At 73.6% G+C, this 19,845-nt stretch carries 18 protein-coding genes; 5 read left to right on the top strand and 13 right to left on the bottom strand.

The genetic code is table 11. The features are described from left to right. The first annotated feature begins 86 nt into the window (after positions 1–86). Both OHQ87_RS08065 and OHQ87_RS08060 read left to right on the top strand, forming a co-directional pair. Positions 87–1,280 carry an endo-1,4-beta-xylanase gene (locus OHQ87_RS08065; RefSeq protein ID WP_328346465.1) on the top strand — a complete coding sequence of 398 codons (1,194 nt, stop codon included), beginning with the start codon at positions 87–89 and terminating at the stop codon, positions 1,278–1,280. Positions 1,281–1,287: 7 nt separating this feature from the next. After that, the gene (locus OHQ87_RS08060) at positions 1,288–1,890 is read left to right on the top strand and encodes a polysaccharide deacetylase family protein (protein ID WP_328346463.1); all 603 of its coding nucleotides are present in this window, start codon (positions 1,288–1,290) and stop codon (positions 1,888–1,890) included. A 141-nt stretch (positions 1,891–2,031) separates the two neighbouring features. Here the strand turns inward: OHQ87_RS08060 and OHQ87_RS08055 are convergent, their stop codons facing one another. From OHQ87_RS08055 to OHQ87_RS08015, 9 genes are all read right to left on the bottom strand, one after another. Continuing rightward, positions 2,032–2,973, bottom strand: coding sequence for a hypothetical protein (locus OHQ87_RS08055; RefSeq protein WP_328346461.1), 942 nt, complete (start codon positions 2,971–2,973; stop codon positions 2,032–2,034). 97 nt (positions 2,974–3,070) lie between these two features. Continuing rightward, entirely contained in the window at positions 3,071–4,831 is a 1,761-nt protein-coding gene (locus tag OHQ87_RS08050) for a type IV secretory system conjugative DNA transfer family protein (protein ID WP_328346459.1), read from the bottom strand. Beyond that, positions 4,828–6,564 (bottom strand): ATP/GTP-binding protein, encoded by a 1,737-nt coding sequence (locus OHQ87_RS08045; protein ID WP_328346458.1) that lies wholly within the window; start codon positions 6,562–6,564, stop codon positions 4,828–4,830. The genes OHQ87_RS08050 and OHQ87_RS08045 overlap by 4 nt, the downstream gene beginning before the upstream one ends. Continuing rightward, positions 6,561–8,054, bottom strand: a complete 1,494-nt coding sequence (locus OHQ87_RS08040) for an SCO6880 family protein (RefSeq protein ID WP_328346456.1) — start codon at positions 8,052–8,054, stop codon at positions 6,561–6,563. Before OHQ87_RS08040 ends, OHQ87_RS08045 begins: the two co-directional genes overlap by 4 nt. Positions 8,055–8,120: 66 nt before the next feature. Next, the gene (locus OHQ87_RS08035; RefSeq protein WP_328346454.1) at positions 8,121–9,317 is read right to left on the bottom strand and encodes a hypothetical protein; all 1,197 of its coding nucleotides are present in this window, start codon (positions 9,315–9,317) and stop codon (positions 8,121–8,123) included. After that, on the bottom strand, positions 9,318–10,028 hold the full coding sequence (locus OHQ87_RS08030) for a hypothetical protein (protein WP_328346452.1): 711 nt from the start codon (positions 10,026–10,028) through the stop codon (positions 9,318–9,320). Beyond that, the gene (locus tag OHQ87_RS08025) at positions 10,025–10,387 is read right to left on the bottom strand and encodes a hypothetical protein (protein ID WP_328346450.1); all 363 of its coding nucleotides are present in this window, start codon (positions 10,385–10,387) and stop codon (positions 10,025–10,027) included. Before OHQ87_RS08025 ends, OHQ87_RS08030 begins: the two co-directional genes overlap by 4 nt. Positions 10,388–10,503: 116 nt before the next feature. Next, positions 10,504–10,833, bottom strand: a complete 330-nt coding sequence (locus OHQ87_RS08020) for a hypothetical protein (RefSeq protein ID WP_328346448.1) — start codon at positions 10,831–10,833, stop codon at positions 10,504–10,506. Next, positions 10,830–11,354: a hypothetical protein gene (locus OHQ87_RS08015; protein ID WP_328346446.1), complete on the bottom strand. Its 525-nt coding sequence runs from the start codon at positions 11,352–11,354 to the stop codon at positions 10,830–10,832. The genes OHQ87_RS08020 and OHQ87_RS08015 overlap by 4 nt, the downstream gene beginning before the upstream one ends. A gap of 181 nt (positions 11,355–11,535) precedes the next feature. Between OHQ87_RS08015 and OHQ87_RS08010 the strand changes: the two genes are divergently transcribed. Both OHQ87_RS08010 and OHQ87_RS08005 read left to right on the top strand, forming a co-directional pair. Next, positions 11,536–12,336 carry a transglycosylase SLT domain-containing protein gene (locus OHQ87_RS08010; RefSeq protein ID WP_328346444.1) on the top strand — a complete coding sequence of 267 codons (801 nt, stop codon included), beginning with the start codon at positions 11,536–11,538 and terminating at the stop codon, positions 12,334–12,336. Between the two features lie 55 nt (positions 12,337–12,391). Beyond that, the gene (locus OHQ87_RS08005; RefSeq protein ID WP_328346442.1) at positions 12,392–12,808 is read left to right on the top strand and encodes a DUF4913 domain-containing protein; all 417 of its coding nucleotides are present in this window, start codon (positions 12,392–12,394) and stop codon (positions 12,806–12,808) included. A 50-nt stretch (positions 12,809–12,858) separates the two neighbouring features. On the opposite strand, the gene OHQ87_RS08000 is transcribed toward OHQ87_RS08005, so the two are convergent. The 3 genes from OHQ87_RS08000 to OHQ87_RS07990 all read right to left on the bottom strand — a co-directional run bounded on the left by OHQ87_RS08000 (position 12,859) and on the right by OHQ87_RS07990 (position 16,266). Beyond that, positions 12,859–13,758: a zf-HC2 domain-containing protein gene (locus tag OHQ87_RS08000; RefSeq protein ID WP_328346440.1), complete on the bottom strand. Its 900-nt coding sequence runs from the start codon at positions 13,756–13,758 to the stop codon at positions 12,859–12,861. A gap of 100 nt (positions 13,759–13,858) precedes the next feature. Continuing rightward, positions 13,859–14,413 (bottom strand): sigma-70 family RNA polymerase sigma factor, encoded by a 555-nt coding sequence (locus OHQ87_RS07995; RefSeq protein WP_328346438.1) that lies wholly within the window; start codon positions 14,411–14,413, stop codon positions 13,859–13,861. A gap of 212 nt (positions 14,414–14,625) precedes the next feature. Then, entirely contained in the window at positions 14,626–16,266 is a 1,641-nt protein-coding gene (locus tag OHQ87_RS07990; protein WP_328346436.1) for a beta-1,3-glucanase family protein, read from the bottom strand. Positions 16,267–16,502: 236 nt separating this feature from the next. On the opposite strand from OHQ87_RS07990, the gene OHQ87_RS07985 reads away from it, so the two are divergent. Then, positions 16,503–18,098, top strand: coding sequence for a ricin-type beta-trefoil lectin domain protein (locus OHQ87_RS07985; protein ID WP_328346434.1), 1,596 nt, complete (start codon positions 16,503–16,505; stop codon positions 18,096–18,098). An 82-nt stretch (positions 18,099–18,180) separates the two neighbouring features. Here the strand turns inward: OHQ87_RS07985 and OHQ87_RS07980 are convergent, their stop codons facing one another. Then, on the bottom strand, positions 18,181–19,662 hold the full coding sequence (locus tag OHQ87_RS07980; protein WP_328346432.1) for a S8 family serine peptidase: 1,482 nt from the start codon (positions 19,660–19,662) through the stop codon (positions 18,181–18,183). Positions 19,663–19,845 lie beyond the last annotated feature (183 nt).

Here is a 19,845-nt window from a genome sequence, read left to right as displayed (position 1 = left end):
GCTCACCCGCGCTGCGGTGGCAGGCCGCGCCCCTCCCCCAGCTCACCGCCGTCGACTGTCGACGTGCCTTGAGGAAAGGAACGCGGATGATGTTCAGACGGTGGATGGCTGCCGGCTTGGTCGCCGTCGCGACCGCCGGCGTGTTGAACGCCGTGCCGGCCACAGCGCAGCGGCCGTACGACCCGACCGCGCAGAGCCTGCGCACCCTGGGCCAGCGCCACGGCCTGTACGTCGGCACCGCTGTCGACATGGCCGCCCTCGCCGACCCCGCCGAACCCCGCTACCGGGAGATCGTGCGCGACGAGTTCTCCACGGTCACCGCGGAGAACGTGATGAAGTGGGAGTCCCTGGAACCCACCCGGGGCACCTACGACTGGACGGCGGCCGACGAACTCGTCGCCACCGCCCGACGCAACGGCCAGAAGGTCCGGGGCCACGTGCTGGTCTGGCACAGCCAACTGCCGAAGTGGCTGACCGACGGGGTGGCCGACGGGTCCATCGACAACACCGAGCTGCGGTCGATCCTGCGCCGGCACATCACCACGGTGGCCAGCCGCTACCGGGGCAAGATCTGGCAGTGGGACGTGGTCAACGAGGCCGTCAGCGACCCCTGGGACACCCCGTCCACCCTGCACTACAAGGGCTTCTGGGCCGAGCACCTCGGCCCGGGTTACGTGGCGGACGCGTTCCGCTGGGCCCGCGCCGCCGACCCGACCGCCCTGCTGTTCTACAACGACTACAACATCGAGGCGTTCGGCTCGGGCGACCCGGCCAACGACAAGACCCAGTTCGTGTTCGACATGGTCAAGGGCCTGCTGGCCCGGGGCGTACCGATCGACGGGGTCGGCAGCCAGGGTCACCTGGGCACCCAGTACGGCAACTACGACACCCTCCAGGTCGCCGACGCGCTGCACCGGTTCGCCGGGTTGGGGCTGTCCACCGCGTTCACCGAGGTCGACGTGCGCAGCCGGTTGACCGACGGGGTGCAGGCCGGCGACTCCGAGGAGATCAACCCGCGGCTCCAGGCGTCCGCCGCGAACTTCCACGTGCTGTTGCAGGCCTGCCTGGCCGAGCCGCGCTGCCTGTCGTTCACCGTCTGGGGCTTCACCGACCGGCACTCCTGGGTGCCCGGCACCTTCGACGACCCGCCGCAGGGCCTGGCCACCATCTACGACGAGAACTACCAGCCCAAGCGGGCGTACCAGCTGATGAAGGCCGACCTGATCTACGCCGGACCGCCGTACGTGCGGGCCCGGGCGACGCCGAAGCCGCGCCGGTAGGCCGGCGGTGAGCGCCGACATCGTCGACACGGCCCGGGGCGGCGGGCGGACGGTCAGCCTCACCTTCGACGACGGCCCGAACCCCACCGACACGCTGCGGCTGCTCACCGTCCTGCGCCGGCACCGGATCGCCGCCGTGTTCTTCCTGTGGGGCGAGCACGTCGACGCGCACCCCGAGGTGGTACGACGGATCGTGGCCGACGGTCACCGCCTGGGCAACCACGGCATGCGGCACGACGACATGACCTCCTGGTCACCCGATCGGATCGAGGCGGATCTGCGGGAGACCAACGAGGCCATCCGGCGGGCCGTGCCGGAAGCCAGAATCCGGTACTTCCGCGCGCCCTACGGGGCCTGGGGGGCGAGTCCCGCCGTGGCCGCCGCGCTGGGCATGCAGCCGCTCGGCTGGCGGCTGGCCGTCGGGGACTGGGAGCCGCCGGGCACCGACGAACTCGTCCGTCGGCTGCTCGACGGGGTCACCCCCGGCGCGGTGGTGCTGATGCACGACGGCGGCGGGGACCGCCGCCAGACAGTCACCGCGGTCGACCGGGCCGTGCCGGCGCTACGGGCGCGGCGCTGGCGGTTCACCCTGCCCCACGGGCGGGTCTGACCGACCAGCCCGTCCCGGCGGGCGGCGTTGCGGCCCGCCGGGTGACCCGGCAACCCGCCGCAGGGGTACGGGGTGCCGCCGCGTCCACGGACGCGACGCGGCGGCACCCCGCTGCCGAACGGGTTACGGCAGGGTGCGCCCCTAGCCGTTCCCACCCCCGCCCCCGCCTCTCCGAGGCCCCTCGGCGTTCCGGTCGTACGCGCCGCGCCTGACCGCCGGCTCGCGGGCGGAACCTGCGTCGTGGCCGGAGGTGCGGGAGCTGTGGTGGCGGGACTGCCCGTCGGATCGGCGGTGTGAGCTGGCCGAGGCGGCGACGTCCCGGTTGGCGCGTCCTCCGGACTCCGGGTCCCGTCGCGATCGTCTCGGCTGTTCCCGGGGAGCCCGGGTGACCATGAACCCGGAGCCCACGCCGTGCACGACGGCCCCCGCGTTGCCGGCCGTCGTGCTCTGGCCCGGTGCGTAGCCGACACCCCAGGTGATCGCACCCGCCGCAGCCACCGCGCCGTACGCGGCCCGTACCAGGTCCCCCTGCCGACCGTTGCGCAGCGAGTTGACCACTTCCTTGCCCACCACGTACGCGCCCGGCCCGGCGGCCAGGGCCAGCCCGACGCTGTTCGCGACCGCGCTGCCCCCGAGCCCGGCGGCGCCCTGCACCCCGGGCGAGGCCACCAACGACACGAAGTTGACGATCTTCTCGTCGTTCTCGTAGACCCACCGGCCGGCCTGCTGCGCCCAGGTCATCACCCGGTTCTGGCCGTCCAGGGAGTGCTGGCTGGTCTCCTGGTCGTTCCACTCGACGCTGATCGAGTCACCCGGGCCGGGGCTGCTGCGCCCGGACGAGTTCGACGTACCGTACTGCTGGACCACCTCGGCCTGGTAGTCGGCCGCGCTGTACTGGCCGTAGCCCGCCGGCAGGGACGTGGTGCTCGGTGCGTCCTGACTGTAGTTGCTCGGGGTGTAGCCGCTCTCGTAGCTGTTCTGGCTGTAGTTGCTCGGGGTGTAGGGCTGCTGGACCGGGTAGTTGTAGCCATTGCCGGTGGGATCTCCGGTCCCGCCCGGCGGCGGCTGATGGGGTGAAGACACCTGGGCTCCTCGATGCTCGGCCAACGGTTGACACGCCCTTTACGACCGGTCCCGGCGGCCGGTTCAGCCGGTGCTCCGACTTTCTCGCCGGGCCGGCCTACCACGGCGTCGTGGTGGCCTTGCCGGCGGCCCGCTCGGTGATCGCCGCGACCTCCTGCCGGGCCTGGGCGGAGATTCGACCCGCGTCCGGCTCCTTGTACCAGGGCCGCAGCGTGATCACGGCCGGGCGGATGCCGGTGGCGAGCAGCAACGCCGTTCCCTTCGGCAGGGCCCGGATCCGGTCCGGCGGCAGCACGTGCTCCTGCCGGTACGAGGTGGACCGGGACGAGCCGTCCCGGCTGCGGGAGACGCTGACCGTGCTCACGTCGTGCTGACCGACCAGCTTGGAGACCTTCTCCACGAAGTCGGCGTCGTCCAGCCCCGCGCCGAGCAGCTTGATGGTGGCCGCGCCCCACAGCGCGTCCATCCCGGCCTCGCCCCAGACCCGGGACCCCTGCCGGTAGCTCTGCAACAGGGTGACCACGTTGATCCCCCGGGACCCGAGGTGGGAGTAGAGGTCGGGCAGGTCGGAGATCCGGCACACGTTCGCCGCCTCGTCCAGCACCGCCGTCATCGGCGGGTCGAGCCGGCCGCCCATCCGCTCGGCGGCGACCACTCCCGCCCGCAGGGTCGCGTCGGCGAGCCCGGCGATCACCCCGGCGGCGGAGCCACCACCGTCCTTGGAGAGCAGGTAGAGGGTGTCCCGACCGAGCACGTGCCGGTCCGGGCGGAACTGCGGCAGGTACGGGTCCGGGGAAACCCAGGCCAGGATCTCCGGGTCCAGCAGGCACGCCACGCACTGCCGGGCCGTCTCGTAGATGCCGTCGCGGGTCTCCACCGCCCCGCGTACGGTGCCCTGCAACTGCTCGGCCATCGCCGGCAGACCGGCATCGCGCAGCAGGTCGATCGGGGTACGGTCGGCCGGGTCGGCCAGCCAGCCGAGCAGTTCGGCGACGGGTGCCCGCCCCCGGGCGGCGGCCAGGAAGAGCGCGGTCAGGGTGTTCTGCGCCGCCGAGATCCAGAAGTCCTTCTTGGCGGTGTCGTCGTTGACCGACGCCACGAAGTGCCCGGCCAACCGGCGGGCCCCCTCGATGGTCGCGCAGTCGGCGAGGATGTCCCACCACATCTGGCGGGGAACGTGGGCGATGCCCTGCGGGTCGAAGGTCCACACCGTACCGACGCGGTCCCGTTCGGCCCGGGTCACCGCGTACACGTCGGACTTGTTGGAGGTGAGCAGCACCGCTCCCCGGGCCCGCAGCACCCGGGGCACGGCGATCCCGGTGGACTTGCCGGCCCGGGGGGCCATCAGGTCCAACTCCACGTCCTCGAAGGAGGAGCGCAGCTCGGGACCGTTCGGCGCGAGGTCGCCGAGCAGGTTGCCGGTCTCGTCCGGGGCGAGCTGCCGTACCCCGGCCAGCGAGGGACGCAGCTCCCGGGCGCGGGCGGCGATCCCGACGGGGGTCAGCGGGGCCAGGTCACGCACCCGGGCCAGCCCGACGCCCCGCCCGCGCAGGTCGAGCAGCCGACGCCCGACGAGCACCGCCGGCACGACGACCAGCAGCGACACCGCCAGCATCCCGGCGTAGACCGCGTACGGCGACGCGCCGGGCCAGAGCGTGCCGGTGTTCCCGGAGATCAGCGTGAGGTAGGCCCCGAGCGTGAACGGCGGCGGCTGCCAACCGTGCCCGGTCACCCCGGCGCCCAGGGTGCCGCCCAGCCAGGCGACCGTGAACAGCGCCGCGTTGGCGAGGACCACCAGGCAGAACGCCCAGAAGAACAGGTCCGCCCCCCGGGGGGCGCCCGACGACGTCCGGCTCATGCCCGCCACCCCCGCTCGCCCGCAACGGCTTCGTCGGCGAGGTGGGCCAGCTCCGGCCGGGTGGCCAGGTTTCCCAGCTCCGCCTCGGCCTCGAAGGCCGCCTGCCGGGCCGCCGCCCGCTCGGCGGCCTGCTGGGCTGCGTACCCGTTCTGCACCCAGCGCTGGTTGGTGTCGTGCAGCCGGCGTTCGGTGTCGGTGATGGAGACCCGGATCGGGATGCCGGGCCGGCCACCCACCTTGATCAGGAACCGGCCCCGCCCGGGTGGCTCCTCGTTGCTGCCGGTGCTCGCCCAGCCCGGCGGCGACGACCAGGAGGAGACCAGCTCGATCTCGCGTTTGGACAGGCCGATCACCCGGCCCAGGTCGGTCATCTCCGCCGCCGGCAGACCGGCGCAGGCCACGATCCCGGCCCGCTCCACGAAACCGCGCGCCTTGGCCCGGTCGGCGTCGGAACCCAACGCCTCGGCGTCCTTCAGGGTATGGGTGATCTTGGCGTCGCCGAGGCCGAGCGACCGGTTGAGCCGGGTCAGCGCGTCGATCCGGTCGACGATGCCGGAGGCCGCCCGCAGCGGCCGCCACAGCTCGTCGAGGATGGTGAAGAACCAGCGGCGCGGGGCCAGGCCGGCGTCGGCCATGGCGTGCGAGGCGGCGACCGTGCCCAGGCCCTCGGACCAGGCGGCCAGCATCGCCGCCGCGGTGAGCTGGGTGTCGGACTCCCCGATCCGGGAGATGTCGATGCAGACGGCGGGGGCGTCCGGGTCGATCCGGGTGGAGGTGGTCGCGCCGAAGGTGTCCCCCAACGCACCGTCGAGGATGCCCAGCAGGGAGCGGTGCAGCGGGTCCACCGCGTCCCGGTAGCGGCTCTCCTGGCCCCGGTCCAGGGTCACCGCGCGGACCCGGTCGGGCCCCTCCTCCAGCACCCGGAGCAGGTCCGGCAGCAGCGGGGCCCGGTGCTCCGGGGTACGTTCCCGCAGGTGCCGCAGGCAGGCAGAGAGCACCGACTGCTCGTGGTCGTCCAGAGCCCGGCCCCGCACGATGGTCAGCAACGCCGCCACCATGTTCAGCACCCGGCCGTGCGTCTCTGCGGCCAGCGCCCGGCCGGCCCGGCCGCCGATGCGTTCGGCAGCCAGGCCCATCGCCCCCGGGTCCAGCACGTTGATCCCGCCGACCCCGCGCCCGATCGGGATCACCTGCCCACCGAGGGCGCGGACCGTGTCGGCGTAGTCCGGCTTGAGGTCGCCCAGCACCAACGGCACCACACCGGTGGCGGCCAGGCCCACCGCCATCCGGTTGATCAGGGTCGACTTGCCCAGACCGGGCATGCCCAGCATGAACAGCGACGGGTTGGAGATGTACCGGGCCCGGGTGAACCAGGAGATCGGATCACCGCAGACCGTGGCGCCGGTGAACAGGTGCTGACCGAGCGGCACCCCGGACATCGGCGCGCCCGAACCGGCCGAGAACGGCCACAGCCCGCACGCCTGCACGGTGGTGGCGCGCCACATGGTCGGCGCGTCGAGATAGCCGACCCGGCCACCGCCGGGCCCATCCCAGCCCCGGGCCGAGGGGGGCAGCTCACGGCGGGGACGCGGCGGGCGGGCTTTCTTCGGTGGGGTGGGAGCCCCGTCGTCCGGATCGCCGACCAGCCCGGTCAGCGCGGTGTGCGCCCCCGAGGTCCCGGTCGGCCAGCCCGCCCCGAGCCCGTCCGCGCGGACCACCGGTGCGCTGCTCACATCGCCTCCTGGAGTTCGTGTGGCAGCACGGTCTGCTCCCACGGAAGGATCCCGGTCGGCAGGGTGCAGCTGAACGCCGCCGCCTGCATCCGGTGGGCCGGCCGCATCGCGATCCGGGTGGCTCCGGTCATGTTGCGGACCAGCACCGACGCGTCGTCGAGCTGGGACCGGTCGTCGACCGTGACGGTGAGCATCAGCGAGAACTCCACCAGCCCGGCGCCGGTGGCCTCCTCGGCGGCGGCCTGCTCGGCGGCGCGTACCTCGGCGGCCGCCCGCGCCTGCACCATGCCCCGCCCGGAGGTGGCCATGAACTGCGCCGTCCGGCGGTCGGCCTCGACGATCCGGGCCGAGGTCGCCGGGTCGATCGGCCGGTAGAGCAGCGCCACCCGTTTGCGGCGGGTCCCGGCGGAGGCGTCGAGCATGGTGCGCAGCACACTGGAGCGCACCGTGCCCCGGGGGGCCAGGGTGAGCAGCCAGGTCCGGGAGACCCCCGAGTCGTGCTGGTAGGCGTCCACCGACTCGACCGCGGCGACCGGCCCGCAGTCGGCCCACTCCAGCCCGGTCTCCCCGTGCTCGGCCCGGACGCTGAGCACCTCGGCGGCGCAGGCCGGGTCGTACGCCACCCGGACCACCTCGGCGATCTGCTCGGCCGACAGCGGCTCGGCGACGCCCCCGCCCGCACCGATCAACCCGGTCAGCAGGCTGGGCACCCGGATGGCCAGGTCGGTGACCACGTCCTCCGGATCGCGCCGTGGCCCACCCACCGGGGCGTAGGTGAGGGTGATGTACGAGTTCATCTCCGACGACGCCGACGGGTAGTCGTCGACCACCTCCTCCAGCACGGCACGGGCCGCGGCGGGAGCGGCGGCGTCCAACCGGGGCAGCACCTCGGCGGCGAGCCGGGTGCCCGGGTCCGGGGCCGTCTCCACCACCACCGAGGCCCCGCGCAGCCCCGGTTCGTGGGCGAGCCGGGACAGCCACTCACCCCACAGCGACACCCAGGTGTCGACCTGCTCCGGGTCGACGAGCGAACCACCGTCGGGCTCACAGCGCAGCACGATCGTGTAGAGGTTGCGGCTCTTGTGGTGCAGCACCCCGAACGGTCTGTCGTAGGCGTCCCGGCCCTCCCGGGCGAGCACCCCGCTGAGCAGGCCGGGCGGCGGGAACCGGCCACCCGGGCGGGCCGACAGCGGCCCCGAGACGTACAGGTGCTCCCGCCGCGACACCCGGCGGGACCAGCCGATCCGCAGCGTCAGCAGCTGGTAGAGGTTGCGGCCGTCCTGGGTGCGTACGGCCATCGGCAGCAGGGCCACCACCAGCGGCACGCCGACCACCAGCGCCGCCTGCAGCGACGCCAGCGAGGCCAGCAGCACCAGCACCAGCCCGCCGAACACCCCGACCGTGCCGACCAGGCCGAGCGGGCCGAGCCCGGCCCGGCGGGGTCGACGCCAGTTGCCGTACGTCGGTTCGATGATGGCTTCCGTCGACATTGCCTCTCCCTCGTCTCACCGGGCCGCCGGCCGGGGTCTCTCCCGGCCGGCCGGCGGCCCGCGCTGTCAGTTGTGGCCGGCGTCGCCGTCCGCGCCCGACACCGTGCCGGCCGCCATGTTCCGGCCGGTCCGGGCCGCCCGCTGCGCCCCCTCGATCGCCGCCCCGACCGGGCCGGCGAGTCGAGCCGCGGAACTCGCGGCGGCCGCGCTGCCACCACCGGTGCCACCGGTACGGCCGGTCCGCCCCTCGCTGCCCGCGGGGCCCTGCCCACCGGTGTCGCCCCGGCGACCCTGGGCTCCGCGTGCTCCGGACGGGGAGCCGCCACCACCGCCGCCCTGGGACAGCGCGGACCCGGCGACCCGCTTCGCCCCGGAGGCGACCATGCCGCCCGCAGCCGAGATGGCGGTCCCGGTCGGGTCGCCGTTGCCCAGCGCCGCCGTGGCCGGCACCACGATCTTGAGCAGCGCCGGCAGAGCGACCGCCGACAACAGCAGCACGCCGATGCCGGCGATCCGGATGTGCGAGGAGTTCTGGGTACGGCTGCCGACCGCGAGCATCTCCGCGCCGGAGAACATGATCAGGCCGACGGCGGGCTTGTAGAGCAGCCACGCCACCGTCCAGCCGATGTGCTTGCGCCACCAGCCGGCCCCCCAGTTCGTCATGGACGCGGCGGCGGCCAGCGGCAGGGTGCCGAGCATGATGGTCATCACGCCCAGCCGCAGATAGAGCATCAGCACGTGCACGATGGCGGCGATCAGCAGCAGGAAGGCCAGCACCAGCAGCAGGAACGACTCGATCGAGGAGCCGTTGTCCACACACGGCACCCCCATCACCACCTCCATCGCCGCGGACTTGAGCAGATGGTCGGAGAAGCCGTCGGAGAGGCTGGCCGCCCGGCCCACCACCCACGAACCGGCCCCGGCGACCAGGATCACCCGCAGGAAGCCCTGCAACGCCGTCCGGCCGGCCGTGCCCTTGCGTTCCATCGCCATCCGGGCCCCGGCGAAGAGCACCGACCCGATCGCGAGATAGGTGACGACCCACTCGATCTGGTCGCTGATCAGGCTGGGCACGTCGTCCGGGCCGCCCTCGGCCGTGGTGCCCAGCGTCGGCACCGAGGCACTCAGCTCGGCGAAGATCGAGATCGCGGCGGCCAGCATCAGGTTGGCGATCATCCGGACCAGGGTGCCGATCGGGTCACCGAGGAACGAGAAGAATCCGGTGATGATGTCGAGCGGACTGGGAGGCGAACACCCGCCCATCTACTTCCTCCAGAGGGTGTAGCCGGCGCTGCCGGTGACCGCGCCGATCGAGGCGTGCACCACCCCGGCCCGGGACGGCACCAATTTCCAGTCCCCGGCGTCCCAGCGCACCTCGACCAGGGTCGCCACGTAACCGCCGGCACCGGTCTTGACAAGCAACTGCACCTGGGCCGCGTCGGCCGCGTACCGGACGAGGGCGAAGCCGGCGTAGCTGCCGCCGCCACGACTGGTGACCACACCGGCGGCGGCCTCCAGTCGGGCCACCAGCACGTCCCGGCCCGGCCCCGGCAACACCTGCCGTTCTGCCACCGCCCGCCAGGCCGACCCGGCCAACTGGGTGGGTACTGCGTGCGCCGCGAGCACCGCACCGATCGGGGTGTGCGCGAAGCAGCCCAGCACCCCGTCGGCGGTGCGCGACGGGCCCTGCGTGGCGGAGACCGGCACCCGGTCCCCACCGTCGAGGGTCCGCCACGTCACGTCCTCCGGCGGCACGGCCGGCCCCGCCGCCACCACCGGCCGGGGTGGGCACTGCGCCACCTGCGCGACAGCGGTGCGGGCCACCGGGTCGACAGGCGTCTCCCGGGTCGCGCCGGACGCCCAGGCGCCCGCCGCCAGCAGCGTCATTCCGGCGAGGAACGCGACGGAGAGGATCCAACCGCGCTCGGCCCAGAACGGCGCGTCCGACGGGGACCGGCGTCGCCCGCCGATCACTGCGGCTGGCCCTCGGTGGTGCCGGCACCGCCGAGGAAGAAGTTCGCCAACGGACCCGCGACGGCGACCAGGATGCAACCACCGAGCACCAGGCCGAGCCGGGACATGTGCTCGGAACTCTCCCCGCGCTTCACGGAGATCGCCATCATCGTGCCGGTGATCAGCACCCCGGCCACCCCGGCGGCGGTGCCGGCCCAGGCGATCAGGCCCAGCAGCTTGTTCACCAGGGTGTTCAGCTGCCCCGGCGCGTTGGGGGTGGGGTTGATCCCCCCACCCCCGGCGGGTGTCGGGTCGAGGGCCACCGGGAAGCGGGCGACCAGGTAGGCCCCGGCGTACTGGGACAGGCTCGTGAACGACATCGGAACAGCTCCTTCGGGCAGGGGACATCACCGGAGGCGTCGGCGACGCTCCGGCGGTGACGGGGTGGAACTGGCCGGCAGTGCGGGGTGCGCTGTCCGGCCGGCGGCGATCCGGCTCAGAGTCCGAGGTCACCGAAGAACATGACGAGTGGTCCGGCGGTCGCGCCGAGCACACAGCCCATCGCGACGAACACCGCCCCACGGAAGTGGTCGCTCATCTCCCCGGGCACGCCCCGGTTGAGTTGGATGGCCATCGAGATGCCGAGAATGAGCAGCCCGGCGACACCGGCCGCACTGACCCCCCAGGCGAGCAGGTTCAGCAGGTCGTCCGCCGCCCCGCCCGCCGGGTTGTACGGCGGTGGTGGTCTGAAGGTCGGCAACGGGGAGGGCCCCGCCCCCGGACCGAGCGCCAGCAGGTGGGCGACGATCTCGGACGCGCGGGTCACGATTTCCTCCCGTCCCCGGCCGCCGCCCGCAGCCGCTCCAGGGCCTTGGGCAGCCGCGCGGGCTGCTGTCCCAGCCGCCAGGCCGGTATCCAGGGCACCCGGTGCACCGGCGCGACCGACCGCAGCACCCGGATCCGGCGGGCCAGCGCCGGCGGCAACCGGCCCGGGGCGTCGGCCAGCAGCACCAGCCCGACCAGCCGCATCCCGGGCGGGTGACGCCCCTCCCGCAGGGCGTTGAGGGCCCGGGACACCGCCCGCATCCCCTCGGCGTCGGTCCGGCCGACAAGCATCACCGTGGCCGGTTCCGCCCGTGCCGCATCCGGCCACCGACAGCCCAGGTCGGTGCCGCCGAAGAGCCGGGTGAGCGTCGTCGCACCGGCACCGCCGTGCGCCGCGATCCAGCCCAGGCCCGTCTCGGACAGCGACCGGCGGGGCGGCGTGCCCACCCCGGGACCGGTCCGGGGGGACGACGGCCCCGGTGGCCTGCGTGCTACCGGGTCGGCGATCGTCGCGGGCCCCATGCACCACCTCCTCGGAAATGTCGCTCCATTCGTCGGCTCCCGGTTGAACCACCCCGGGTCCGGCCCCGTCAGTACGGCGGGCCGGGCGGTCGACGGACGCCACTACGAGGGCTCCCGCCCCCCGGTTCACGCCGAGCACGAACTTTTTCCACCGCGATGACGACCAGCCTGGGAGGCGACGATGGCAGCGTCCGACAACGACGGCGCGGAGCCGACGCAAGGGTCCAACCGGAGCAGCGCGGCCCTGATCGGGGCGGCCGTCGCGGCCGGGCTGAGCTGCCTGGCCACGCCGGTGGCCGGGGTCGTCGGCGCCGCCGCCGTCTTCGTGATCGGCGCGCTGGGCGTGCTGCTGGCCCCGCTTGTCGCGTTGATCCTGCTCTTCGGGGGCGGCGGTGGTTCGGCCGACCCGGTCAGCGCCGCCGACGACTCGCTCGCCGCCGCCCAGGGCGACGGCAAGGGCACCCTCGACCCCGACCAGGTGCCCGAGGGCCTGGCCGACAGCATCGAGGACGCCGGGAAGACCTGCACCCAGATCGGGCCCGTGGTGATCGCCGCGCAGATCGAGGTGGCCTCCGGGTGGGATCCGGCGAAGGTGGGCGCGAACGGGGAGAAGGGCATCTCCCAGCTACCGCCCGAGGTGTTCACGAAGTACGGCGAGGACAGCGACGACGACGGTGACACCGACGCGGCCGACGAGGAGGACTCGATCGCGGCGCAGGCCAAACACGTCTGTGCCCTGGCCGGACAGGCCCAGGCCCTGCTCGACGACGGCCAGGCGATCGGCGAGGTGCTCGACCTGACGCTCGCCGCGTACGCCGTCGGCATCGACGAGGTACGCCGGGCCGGTGGCGTCCCCTCGAGCAACGCGGCGCAGCTCTACCTGGCGCAGGTGCGGTCACTGTTCGCTAAGTACCAGGGGCTCGGCGGCCCACCGCCCTCGTTCCCGCCGACCGCGACGCCCTCCGCGACGCCCACCGACTGACAGCCCGACCCGACCGGCGGACCGGATCCGGCCGGCAGACCGATGAGGAGTTTCCATGACGGTGACGCCGCAGGAGCAACGCCCCGCCGACGACGGGCCACCGGTCGACAAGCCGCCGACCTCGCCGTTCATCCTCTACCTGCGCGACGACGAGTACACCGAGGAACTGGAGCTGCTCAGTGACTGGGTCCGGCTGCTGCTCGTACCGGTCTACGCCCGGGAGGCCTCCTCCACCGCGCCCTGGTGTGGGCGGTGGTGGCAGCACCCCGAGGCGGTGGCGCAGTTGCACGGCCTGTGGCTGGCCTGGCAGGAGCTCACCGGGCCGGACGCCGGGCTGTGCGGCCCGGCGAACTGGCACCGCGACTACCTGGAACCGGTGCTGAACAGCCTGCGCAACCCGGCCGGGCCGTTCGCCGGGTGCAAGGCGGGAGCACACCGGGCCAAGGAGGTCCCGCACACCGACCCGTACTGACGACGGAGACCGCCCGGGCCCGGAAACCTGACAGGTCGGGTCCGGGCGGCTCAGCGGGAGATCGGCGCGGTGACGATCGCGGTGCCGTCCACCAGCCCCACCGTGACGAAGGCCAGGTCGGCGACCGGCAGCGACAGCTCGCCGGTCACCTCCTGCGGCCCGGTCGAGGCGGTCCAGTCCCGTACCACGTGGGTGGTGCCGTCGCGGGTCACCGCGAACAGCCGGTACCGCAGGCCCTGGCGCAGGCCGGTCGCGGTGATCCGGATGGTGGAGCCGCGTCCCTCGTCGGTGGTGATCGCGACGGAGAGGCTCACCCCCTGGGCCGGCGCTTCCCCGGTCGCGGTGAGCACCACCCCGCTGCGGCCACCGAACCCGTTGACGGCCGCGACCCCACCGGCCAGGACGACGGCCACCAGCGCGGCGGCCACCCCGCCCCAGAGCATCATCCGGCGACGCCGCGCCGGGTCGCCGGGCCGGGTGCCACCGGCTCCGGACGCTCTCCCCGGTCGGCTTCCGCCGGGACGACTTCCGCCAGGACGGCTCCCCGTCGGCCGCCCGGTGTCGGCGGCCGGGGTCGTCGGCGCGGCCGGGGTCGCCGACGCAGCCGGGGTCGCCGACACGGCCGGGGTCGCCGGCGCGTCGGAGGTCGTCGGCGGCGGGGGATCGGCAGGCGGGGCGGGTGTGGAGGCAGGTGCGCGGCTCGCAGGTGGGGTGAACTCCACGGGGACAGCGAACTCCGGCGTCAGGGCGACGAGCTCGTCCCAGTCGGTGGCGTCCAGCCCGCCGAGGGCACTTGTCACGCTGCCCATCTCGCCCGCAGCGGACAGGCACTCCCCACACCCGGCCAGGTGCGCCTCGAAGGCGACCCGGTCGGTGTCGTCGAGCGCGCCGAGCAGGTAGAGGGCCAGGGCGGCGTGCTCAGCGGTGGGATGTTCGCCGCCGGTGCGCATCACGCCCTCCTTCTCGACCCGGACACACCGTAGCCGGTGTGACGACCCCCGGGACGGCAGCCGTACGGGGGATCGAGCGGGAAACCGCCACGTCGCGTCATCAGGGCGACTCGGTCGGGCCGATCGCTGCGTGCAGCGCGCGTACCGCATAGTACGTTCTCGACTTTACCGTACCCTCCGGAATTCCCAGTCGCTGCGCGGCCTCGGCGACCGAGGAGCCCTTGTAGTACATCTCGACGAGCACCTCGCGGTGCTCGGGCTTGATCTGTTGCAGCGCCAGCCGGACCGTGTGGGTGCTGACCACCCGGTCCATCTCGTCGTCGGCCGAGGCGAGCCGGTTGAGGTCGGGAATGGCCACCTCGGGCGGGCGGGCCTGCCGGGCGCGCATCGCGTCGATCGCCACGTGCCGGGCGACCGTGTAGAGCCACGGGGCGATCCGACGCGGATCCTCCGCCAGCGTCTCCAGGTTCCGCCAGGTACGCAGGAACGTCTCCTGGACCAGGTCCTCGGCGAGCTCCTGTCGGCCGAGGACCAGCCGGGTGAGGAAACGCAGCAGCGGCCCCCGGTACTGCTCGTGGATCCAGCGCATCAGGGCCTCGGGGGAGGCCCGCTCGACCGCCGCGTCGCCGGTGACCCCGGGCGCTTCGTTGGGCACCGCCGACACAGAACGCCTCCCCCTGACGTACGGGTCGCACCCGTACGGCCGCGCCGTCGTCTCGACGTCCAGCCCGCCTAGGAAGAGAGCATAACCGTGCTCATCGGACGATCGCCCGGGCCGTCGGCCGGCCGGTCGACGGCGGGGGTGAACGGCGGTGGCGGTCGGGGCCCCCACCCACCTGTCGACGGGGGCGACGAGGGTGGCCCGGCTCATCGGGTGAAACGCAGCCAGCGGACGTTGACGAACTCCTCGGGCTGTCCACTGGCGAAGGTCAGGTAGACGTCGTGCACCCCGGTCACCGGGGCGAGGTTCCCCGGCACGGTGACCCAGCTCTGCCAGCCGCCGGTGCTGGCCACCGCGATGGTGCCCACCGGTGGCAGGCCGGGGGCGTCGAGGCGTACCTCGATCAGGCCGGAGATGCCCTGTGGTGCGCCGGAGGCCACCCGCACCTGGAACTGGGTCGCCGGCTCACGGCCGAAGTCGACCCCCCGGTACCCGGCCCAGTCGCCGTGGGCGAGGAACCCCAGGTGCTCGCCGCCCTCGCTGGACGGTGCGGTCCGGACGCCCTGCTGCCTGTCGAAGCCCGCCGCCGCGATCTCCTGCCCCACCCCACGGTTCCCGGTGGTGACGACAGGTGCCGGCGCGACGACCACCGGCGGACCGGCCTCGACCACCGGCGGACCGGCCTGGGGCGGCGGAGCCTCGGCCGCGCCCGCACCGAAGGGCGTCAGGGTGATCGTCATCTCCCGCGGCGCGGTGTCCTGGATGTACGACGCGTCGTCGGCGACGTCGTCGAAGGGGAAGCCGTAGGCCCGGCCGTCGGCGCTGTGCCGGTGCAGCACCCGGGAGTAGTGGTTGGTCACCGGATGCTGGTAGTAGGCGTCCCGGTTGGTGGTCGGCTGGTCCGGCTGGTCGAGCACCGACCTGTTGAACCCGGCGCCGAGGACCGCAGCCACCGGCCCGGAGCGCCCGTCGTTCGGCGCGGCGAGCGCCCCGTCACAGTGGAACACGTTCAGCGTCGAGGGCCGGTCGAAGGCCCGTACCCCGCCGTCGAAGGTGAACCGCCCGTCGACCACCCGGCCGCGGAAGGTGCCCGTCGGGCCGTGGACGCGCAGGTCGGTGCGGCTGTACCGGTCCCACGTCTCGGCGATGTAGCCGTCGTAGTACGCCGGGTCGAAACGACCCGTCTCGATGCCCTTGCCGGGCGCGATGACGCGCAACCCGCCGCCGACCACAAGCCGTTCGAACCCGGGCTGGCGGGCCAGCTCGGCGAAGATCGCATCCCGACCGCCGTCGACCAGTTTGCCGGTGGCCTGCTCCACGTCGCCGAGCAGCCGGATCGACAGCGGAATGCTGAACATGTCCACGGTGGTGGTGTTGCAGAACATCCCTGTCGCGTTGTAGGTGAACTCGCAACAGTCGTGCAGCACCCCGAAGCTCGGGTCGTCGGCCACCCAGCCGACCGGGTACTGCAACGCCGGCCGCCCGTTGCCGTCGGTGACGACGGTGAACCTCAGCCGGCCGTCGATGGCGAAGTAGATCCGGCCCGACATCATCGGCAGCACGAACCGGGTCACCCCGGAGCCGGCCAGCGGGATGCCGATGTCGGCAACGCCGTCCGGGCCGTTGTGCGCCGGGTCCGCCGGGGTGAAGCGTCCGCTCTCCCGGACGTAGCCCATCGCGCCGGTCTCCGGGTCGGTGCCGACGACGTACATCCGGATCGCCGAGTTGGCGAAGCGGCCTGTGCTGTTCACCACGTTCAACGGTAGGCCACCCGAGGCCCGTGCCCGGGAGATCAACGGGGCCGCCACCAGCGGCACGCCCACCACGGCGGCGCCGGCGAATCCCATCCCGAGTACCCTGCGGCGAGTCAGCATCACAGCTCCGATCAACGACACGGCCATCGCCGCCGGCGTCCGGTGCCGAATCGGCCCGGCCCGGCGGTAGCCACGTTGACGGCCCGGTCACCCCCTCGGTTCAATGACGACCGGACCAAAATCATCCGATCCGATTCGAGCCCGGTGAACCGAAGGCATCGCGCGTCCGTCACGACAGCGATGTCGCCACGCCGGAAGGGACACCTCCCGTGAAATCCGATCACCCCTCCCTACGCTCGCGACTGGGGTCGATCCCCCGTCGTACCGCCGCCGGCGTGCTCGCCGGCCTGGCCGTGTTGTCCACGGTGGTGGCCGCCGTCGGCTGGGGCGCGGCCTCGGCCCGGGACGACGACCTGACCGGTCGGACCGTCTCCAAGGAACACCTGACGACCATCCAGGCCGCCGCCCGCTCCTGCCCGACGCTCACCCCGGCCCGGCTGGCCGGTCAGCTGATGGCCGAGTCGGGGTTGGACGGGCAGGCCGGCAGCACCGCCTCCGGTGGTCAGGGCATCGCCGGTCTCGACGCCGCCGCATGGAAGCAGTGGGCCCCCTGGCCCGGTGCGGAGCGTTCCGATCCCGCCGCCAACATCCTCGCCCTGGCCCACCTGATGTGTGACCTCAACGGGCAGGTCCGGCTGGCGGACGTCCCCGGTGAGATGTGGCGGCTCTCGCTGGCCGCGTTCCACACCGACCTCGACCAGGTACGCGACGCCAAGGGGGTGCCGACCGACGCCGTCGAGTACGTCGACCGGGCCAGTGGGTACGCCGCCTACTACGGCAAGCTGACCGCGTTCGGCGGTTCCGGTGAGGTCCGGCCGAGCAACGGCGTGCAGCAGCCCAAGGCGGTGCCCGGCGGTTACACCGCGCTCGTCGTCCGGGCCGGCTCGGTCTGCCCGGAGGTCACGCCCCCGCTGGTCGCCGCCCAGTTGATGGCGCTGTCCGGTTTCGACGCCAACATGCTGGGCGCCGAGGGGCAGCGGGGAATCGCGCAGTTCCGACCCGAGGTGTGGCAGGCGTACGGCCCGACCGACTCCTCGGCCTGGGATCCGCAGGTGGCGATCCCGGCGGCCGGCGCCGCCCTGTGCGCCCTGCACCGGGAGCTGGCCGGGCTGGAGGGTGACCCGTCCCTGCTGGCGCTGGCCGCGTACCGCAACGGTCCGGCCGCCGTGCGCCAGGCCGGCGGCGACCTGGACGCCGGGACGCAGGCGTTCCTGCGGACCGTACGCGAGCACACCGACTACTACGCCCTCGACAACCGGCTCCGGACGGCACCGCCGTCGGCCAGCCCGTCGCCCATGTCACCCACGCCCACCACGACGCCGTCGGCGCCGCCGTCGCCCACCCCGAGCGACAGCCCGGCCGCACCGACGACGCCTCCCGCGAACCCGCCGAGCAAGAAGCCGACGCCGGCACCGACCCGACCGGCCGGCACCAAGCAGATCGTCGGGCAGGAGACCGGGCTGTGCGTCACCGCCGGCACCAGCGACGGGGTACGCGCCGTGCTGAGCAAGTGTCGGGAGGAGAGGTCGCAGTGGTGGGACTTCCGCTCCGACGGCAGCGTCCGGGCCAACGGCCTCTGCCTCGACGTGGCCTGGGGTGAGAAGAAGGACGGCACTCCCGTGCAGGTCGCCGTGTGCAGCGGCAACCCCGCCCAGAAGTGGGAGTGGATCAAGCGCGGCGAGCGTAGCTCCCTGCTCAACCGGGAGACCGACCGCTGCCTCGACGTCGACGGTCACGGGGTGGGCGCCCCGATGATGTCCTGGGTCTGCGTGTTCAACCCGAAGCAGACCTTCACCCGGCGGTAGCCGACCGCCACGGCCGGATGCCCGGTGGCCCCTTCGGGGTGGCCACCGGGCATCCGGCACCGTCCGTCCGGTGCGGGGTCGGTCAGCCGCCGAACCGGCGGCGGCGCAGGCGGAGTCCGAAGACGACGCCGGCGCCGCAGAGCAGCGCGATGCCGAGGATGACGGCGAACGCCGCGCCGCTGTTGCCCTGCTGCTGACTGGCCACCTGGTTGCGGTCGTCCACCGCCACCGACACCGAGGCGGCCGGGTTGATCATGCCCGAGCCGTACCTGGCCTCCGGGGCCGTCCCGCCGATCGCATCGGCAGTGCTCCGGATCCGCTCCTTGACCTGGGCGGCGGTCAGGTCGGGCTGGGCCGCCCGGATCAGCGCCGCCTGCCCGGCGACGAACGCCACGGCGAACTCGGTGCCGGTGTTGCTGACCGCCCGGCCACCACCGACGCCGAGGCTCGCCACGTCCACCCCGGGCGCGACCACCTCGACCGCACCCTCCGCGTACTGCTCGGCGAGCTGCTCACCGGCCCCGACGCCGCCGGTGAACAGCAGCGCCCCACCGCCGGACCGGCCGGCGGGAGACGGCGGCGTCACCGCCTTGGTCGGCGCGCCGGCCACCAGCAGGACGTCGTGGTCGAGGGCGGTGGCCACGGAGGCCGCCACCGCCGGGTCACCGAGGTCGACGTGGGAACCGACCGCGACGACCGACGCACCGGCGCTGACCGCCACCTCGATGGCGTTCGCCGCGTCGGCCGCCCGGGCGGCACCCGACCCACGGACGACCCGCACGGGCAGGATGGTGGCGTCCGGGGCGATGCCGACCGGGCTGCCGTCGACACTGCTGTCACCGGCGATGATGCCCGCCATGGCGGTGCCGCTGCCCAGGCAGTCGGTGTCGCCGCGCCCGTTGCCGACGGTCACGTCCGCGCCGACCGCGACCCGACCGCTCAGCTGCTGGACGGTCGCGTCGACACCGGTGTCGACCACCGCCACCTTGACCCCGTTGCCCCGGGTCAGGGTCCAGGCGCTGTCGGCGGCCATCCTCAGCTGCGCCCAGTCCGAACGGCTGCTCGACCCGGTGGTGGCGGTGCACTTCGGGCCGGTAGCGCCGGGTCGGGGACTGCCGATGGTCCGCGTCGGGCTCGGCTTCGGGCTGGCGGCGTCGGGCTCCTGGCCGCTCGTGCCGGTGGGGCGGGCGCTCGGGGTGGGGCGCTTCCCGGTCGGGAGCTGGCCGTACTCCACCCCCTCACCTGCCGCGTCCCACGGCAGCACCAGCTGCCAGCCGGCCTTCAACCGGCCCGGGTCGGTCAGTCGGGACCCGTCCGGCTGCACCCGTCCGGTGTTCAGCTGGTAGATCTCCGCGGACCGTTCGCCGCTGCCGAGGAACCGCCGGGCGATCGCCGTCAGGCTCTCCGGCTGGCCCTGGTACTGCGCCGCCACCACGTAGTACTTCACGTACGGCTGCGGATCGTTCGCGGCCTTCGCCACCGACGGCCCGGTCGGCGCCATGAGCGCGCAGCCGGCCACCACCACCGCGAGCAGGCGGGCAAGGATGGAGCGCTTCGCCAGCACTGGGTGTCCCCCTTCAGTCGCCACGGCCGGGCGTCACCGGCCTTCACCGTCTATTGCGGATCAGCGGCGAGTTCGTTCAAATCAATCTGAACCAGATTTCCATGATCCTCGTCATGAGGTCAGCCGAGAGTACCGGCCGCCGATGACGGGAAGATCTCCTCGGGCCGTCCCCCGGGGGAGCGG

It is taken from the genome of Micromonospora sp. NBC_00421, from assembly GCF_036017915.1.
Lineage (GTDB): Bacteria > Actinomycetota > Actinomycetes > Mycobacteriales > Micromonosporaceae > Micromonospora.
The sequence above is the reverse complement of the archived record's forward strand: the minus strand, read 5'-3'. Positions and strand labels throughout refer to the sequence as shown.

Coding starts and splice junctions, on each gene's coding strand:
- OHQ87_RS08065 (WP_328346465.1), top strand. CDS start 87: ATGATGTTCAGACGGTGGATGGCTGCCGGCTTGGTCGCCGTCGCGACC.
- OHQ87_RS08050 (WP_328346459.1), bottom strand. CDS start 4,831: ATGAGCCGGACGTCGTCGGGCGCCCCCCGGGGGGCGGACCTGTTCTTC.
- OHQ87_RS08040 (WP_328346456.1), bottom strand. CDS start 8,054: ATGTCGACGGAAGCCATCATCGAACCGACGTACGGCAACTGGCGTCGA.
- OHQ87_RS08035 (WP_328346454.1), bottom strand. CDS start 9,317: ATGGGCGGGTGTTCGCCTCCCAGTCCGCTCGACATCATCACCGGATTC.
- OHQ87_RS08025 (WP_328346450.1), bottom strand. CDS start 10,387: ATGTCGTTCACGAGCCTGTCCCAGTACGCCGGGGCCTACCTGGTCGCC.
- OHQ87_RS08015 (WP_328346446.1), bottom strand. CDS start 11,354: ATGGGGCCCGCGACGATCGCCGACCCGGTAGCACGCAGGCCACCGGGG.
- OHQ87_RS08010 (WP_328346444.1), top strand. CDS start 11,536: ATGGCAGCGTCCGACAACGACGGCGCGGAGCCGACGCAAGGGTCCAAC.
- OHQ87_RS08005 (WP_328346442.1), top strand. CDS start 12,392: ATGACGGTGACGCCGCAGGAGCAACGCCCCGCCGACGACGGGCCACCG.
- OHQ87_RS08000 (WP_328346440.1), bottom strand. CDS start 13,758: ATGCGCACCGGCGGCGAACATCCCACCGCTGAGCACGCCGCCCTGGCC.
- OHQ87_RS07990 (WP_328346436.1), bottom strand. CDS start 16,266: ATGGGATTCGCCGGCGCCGCCGTGGTGGGCGTGCCGCTGGTGGCGGCC.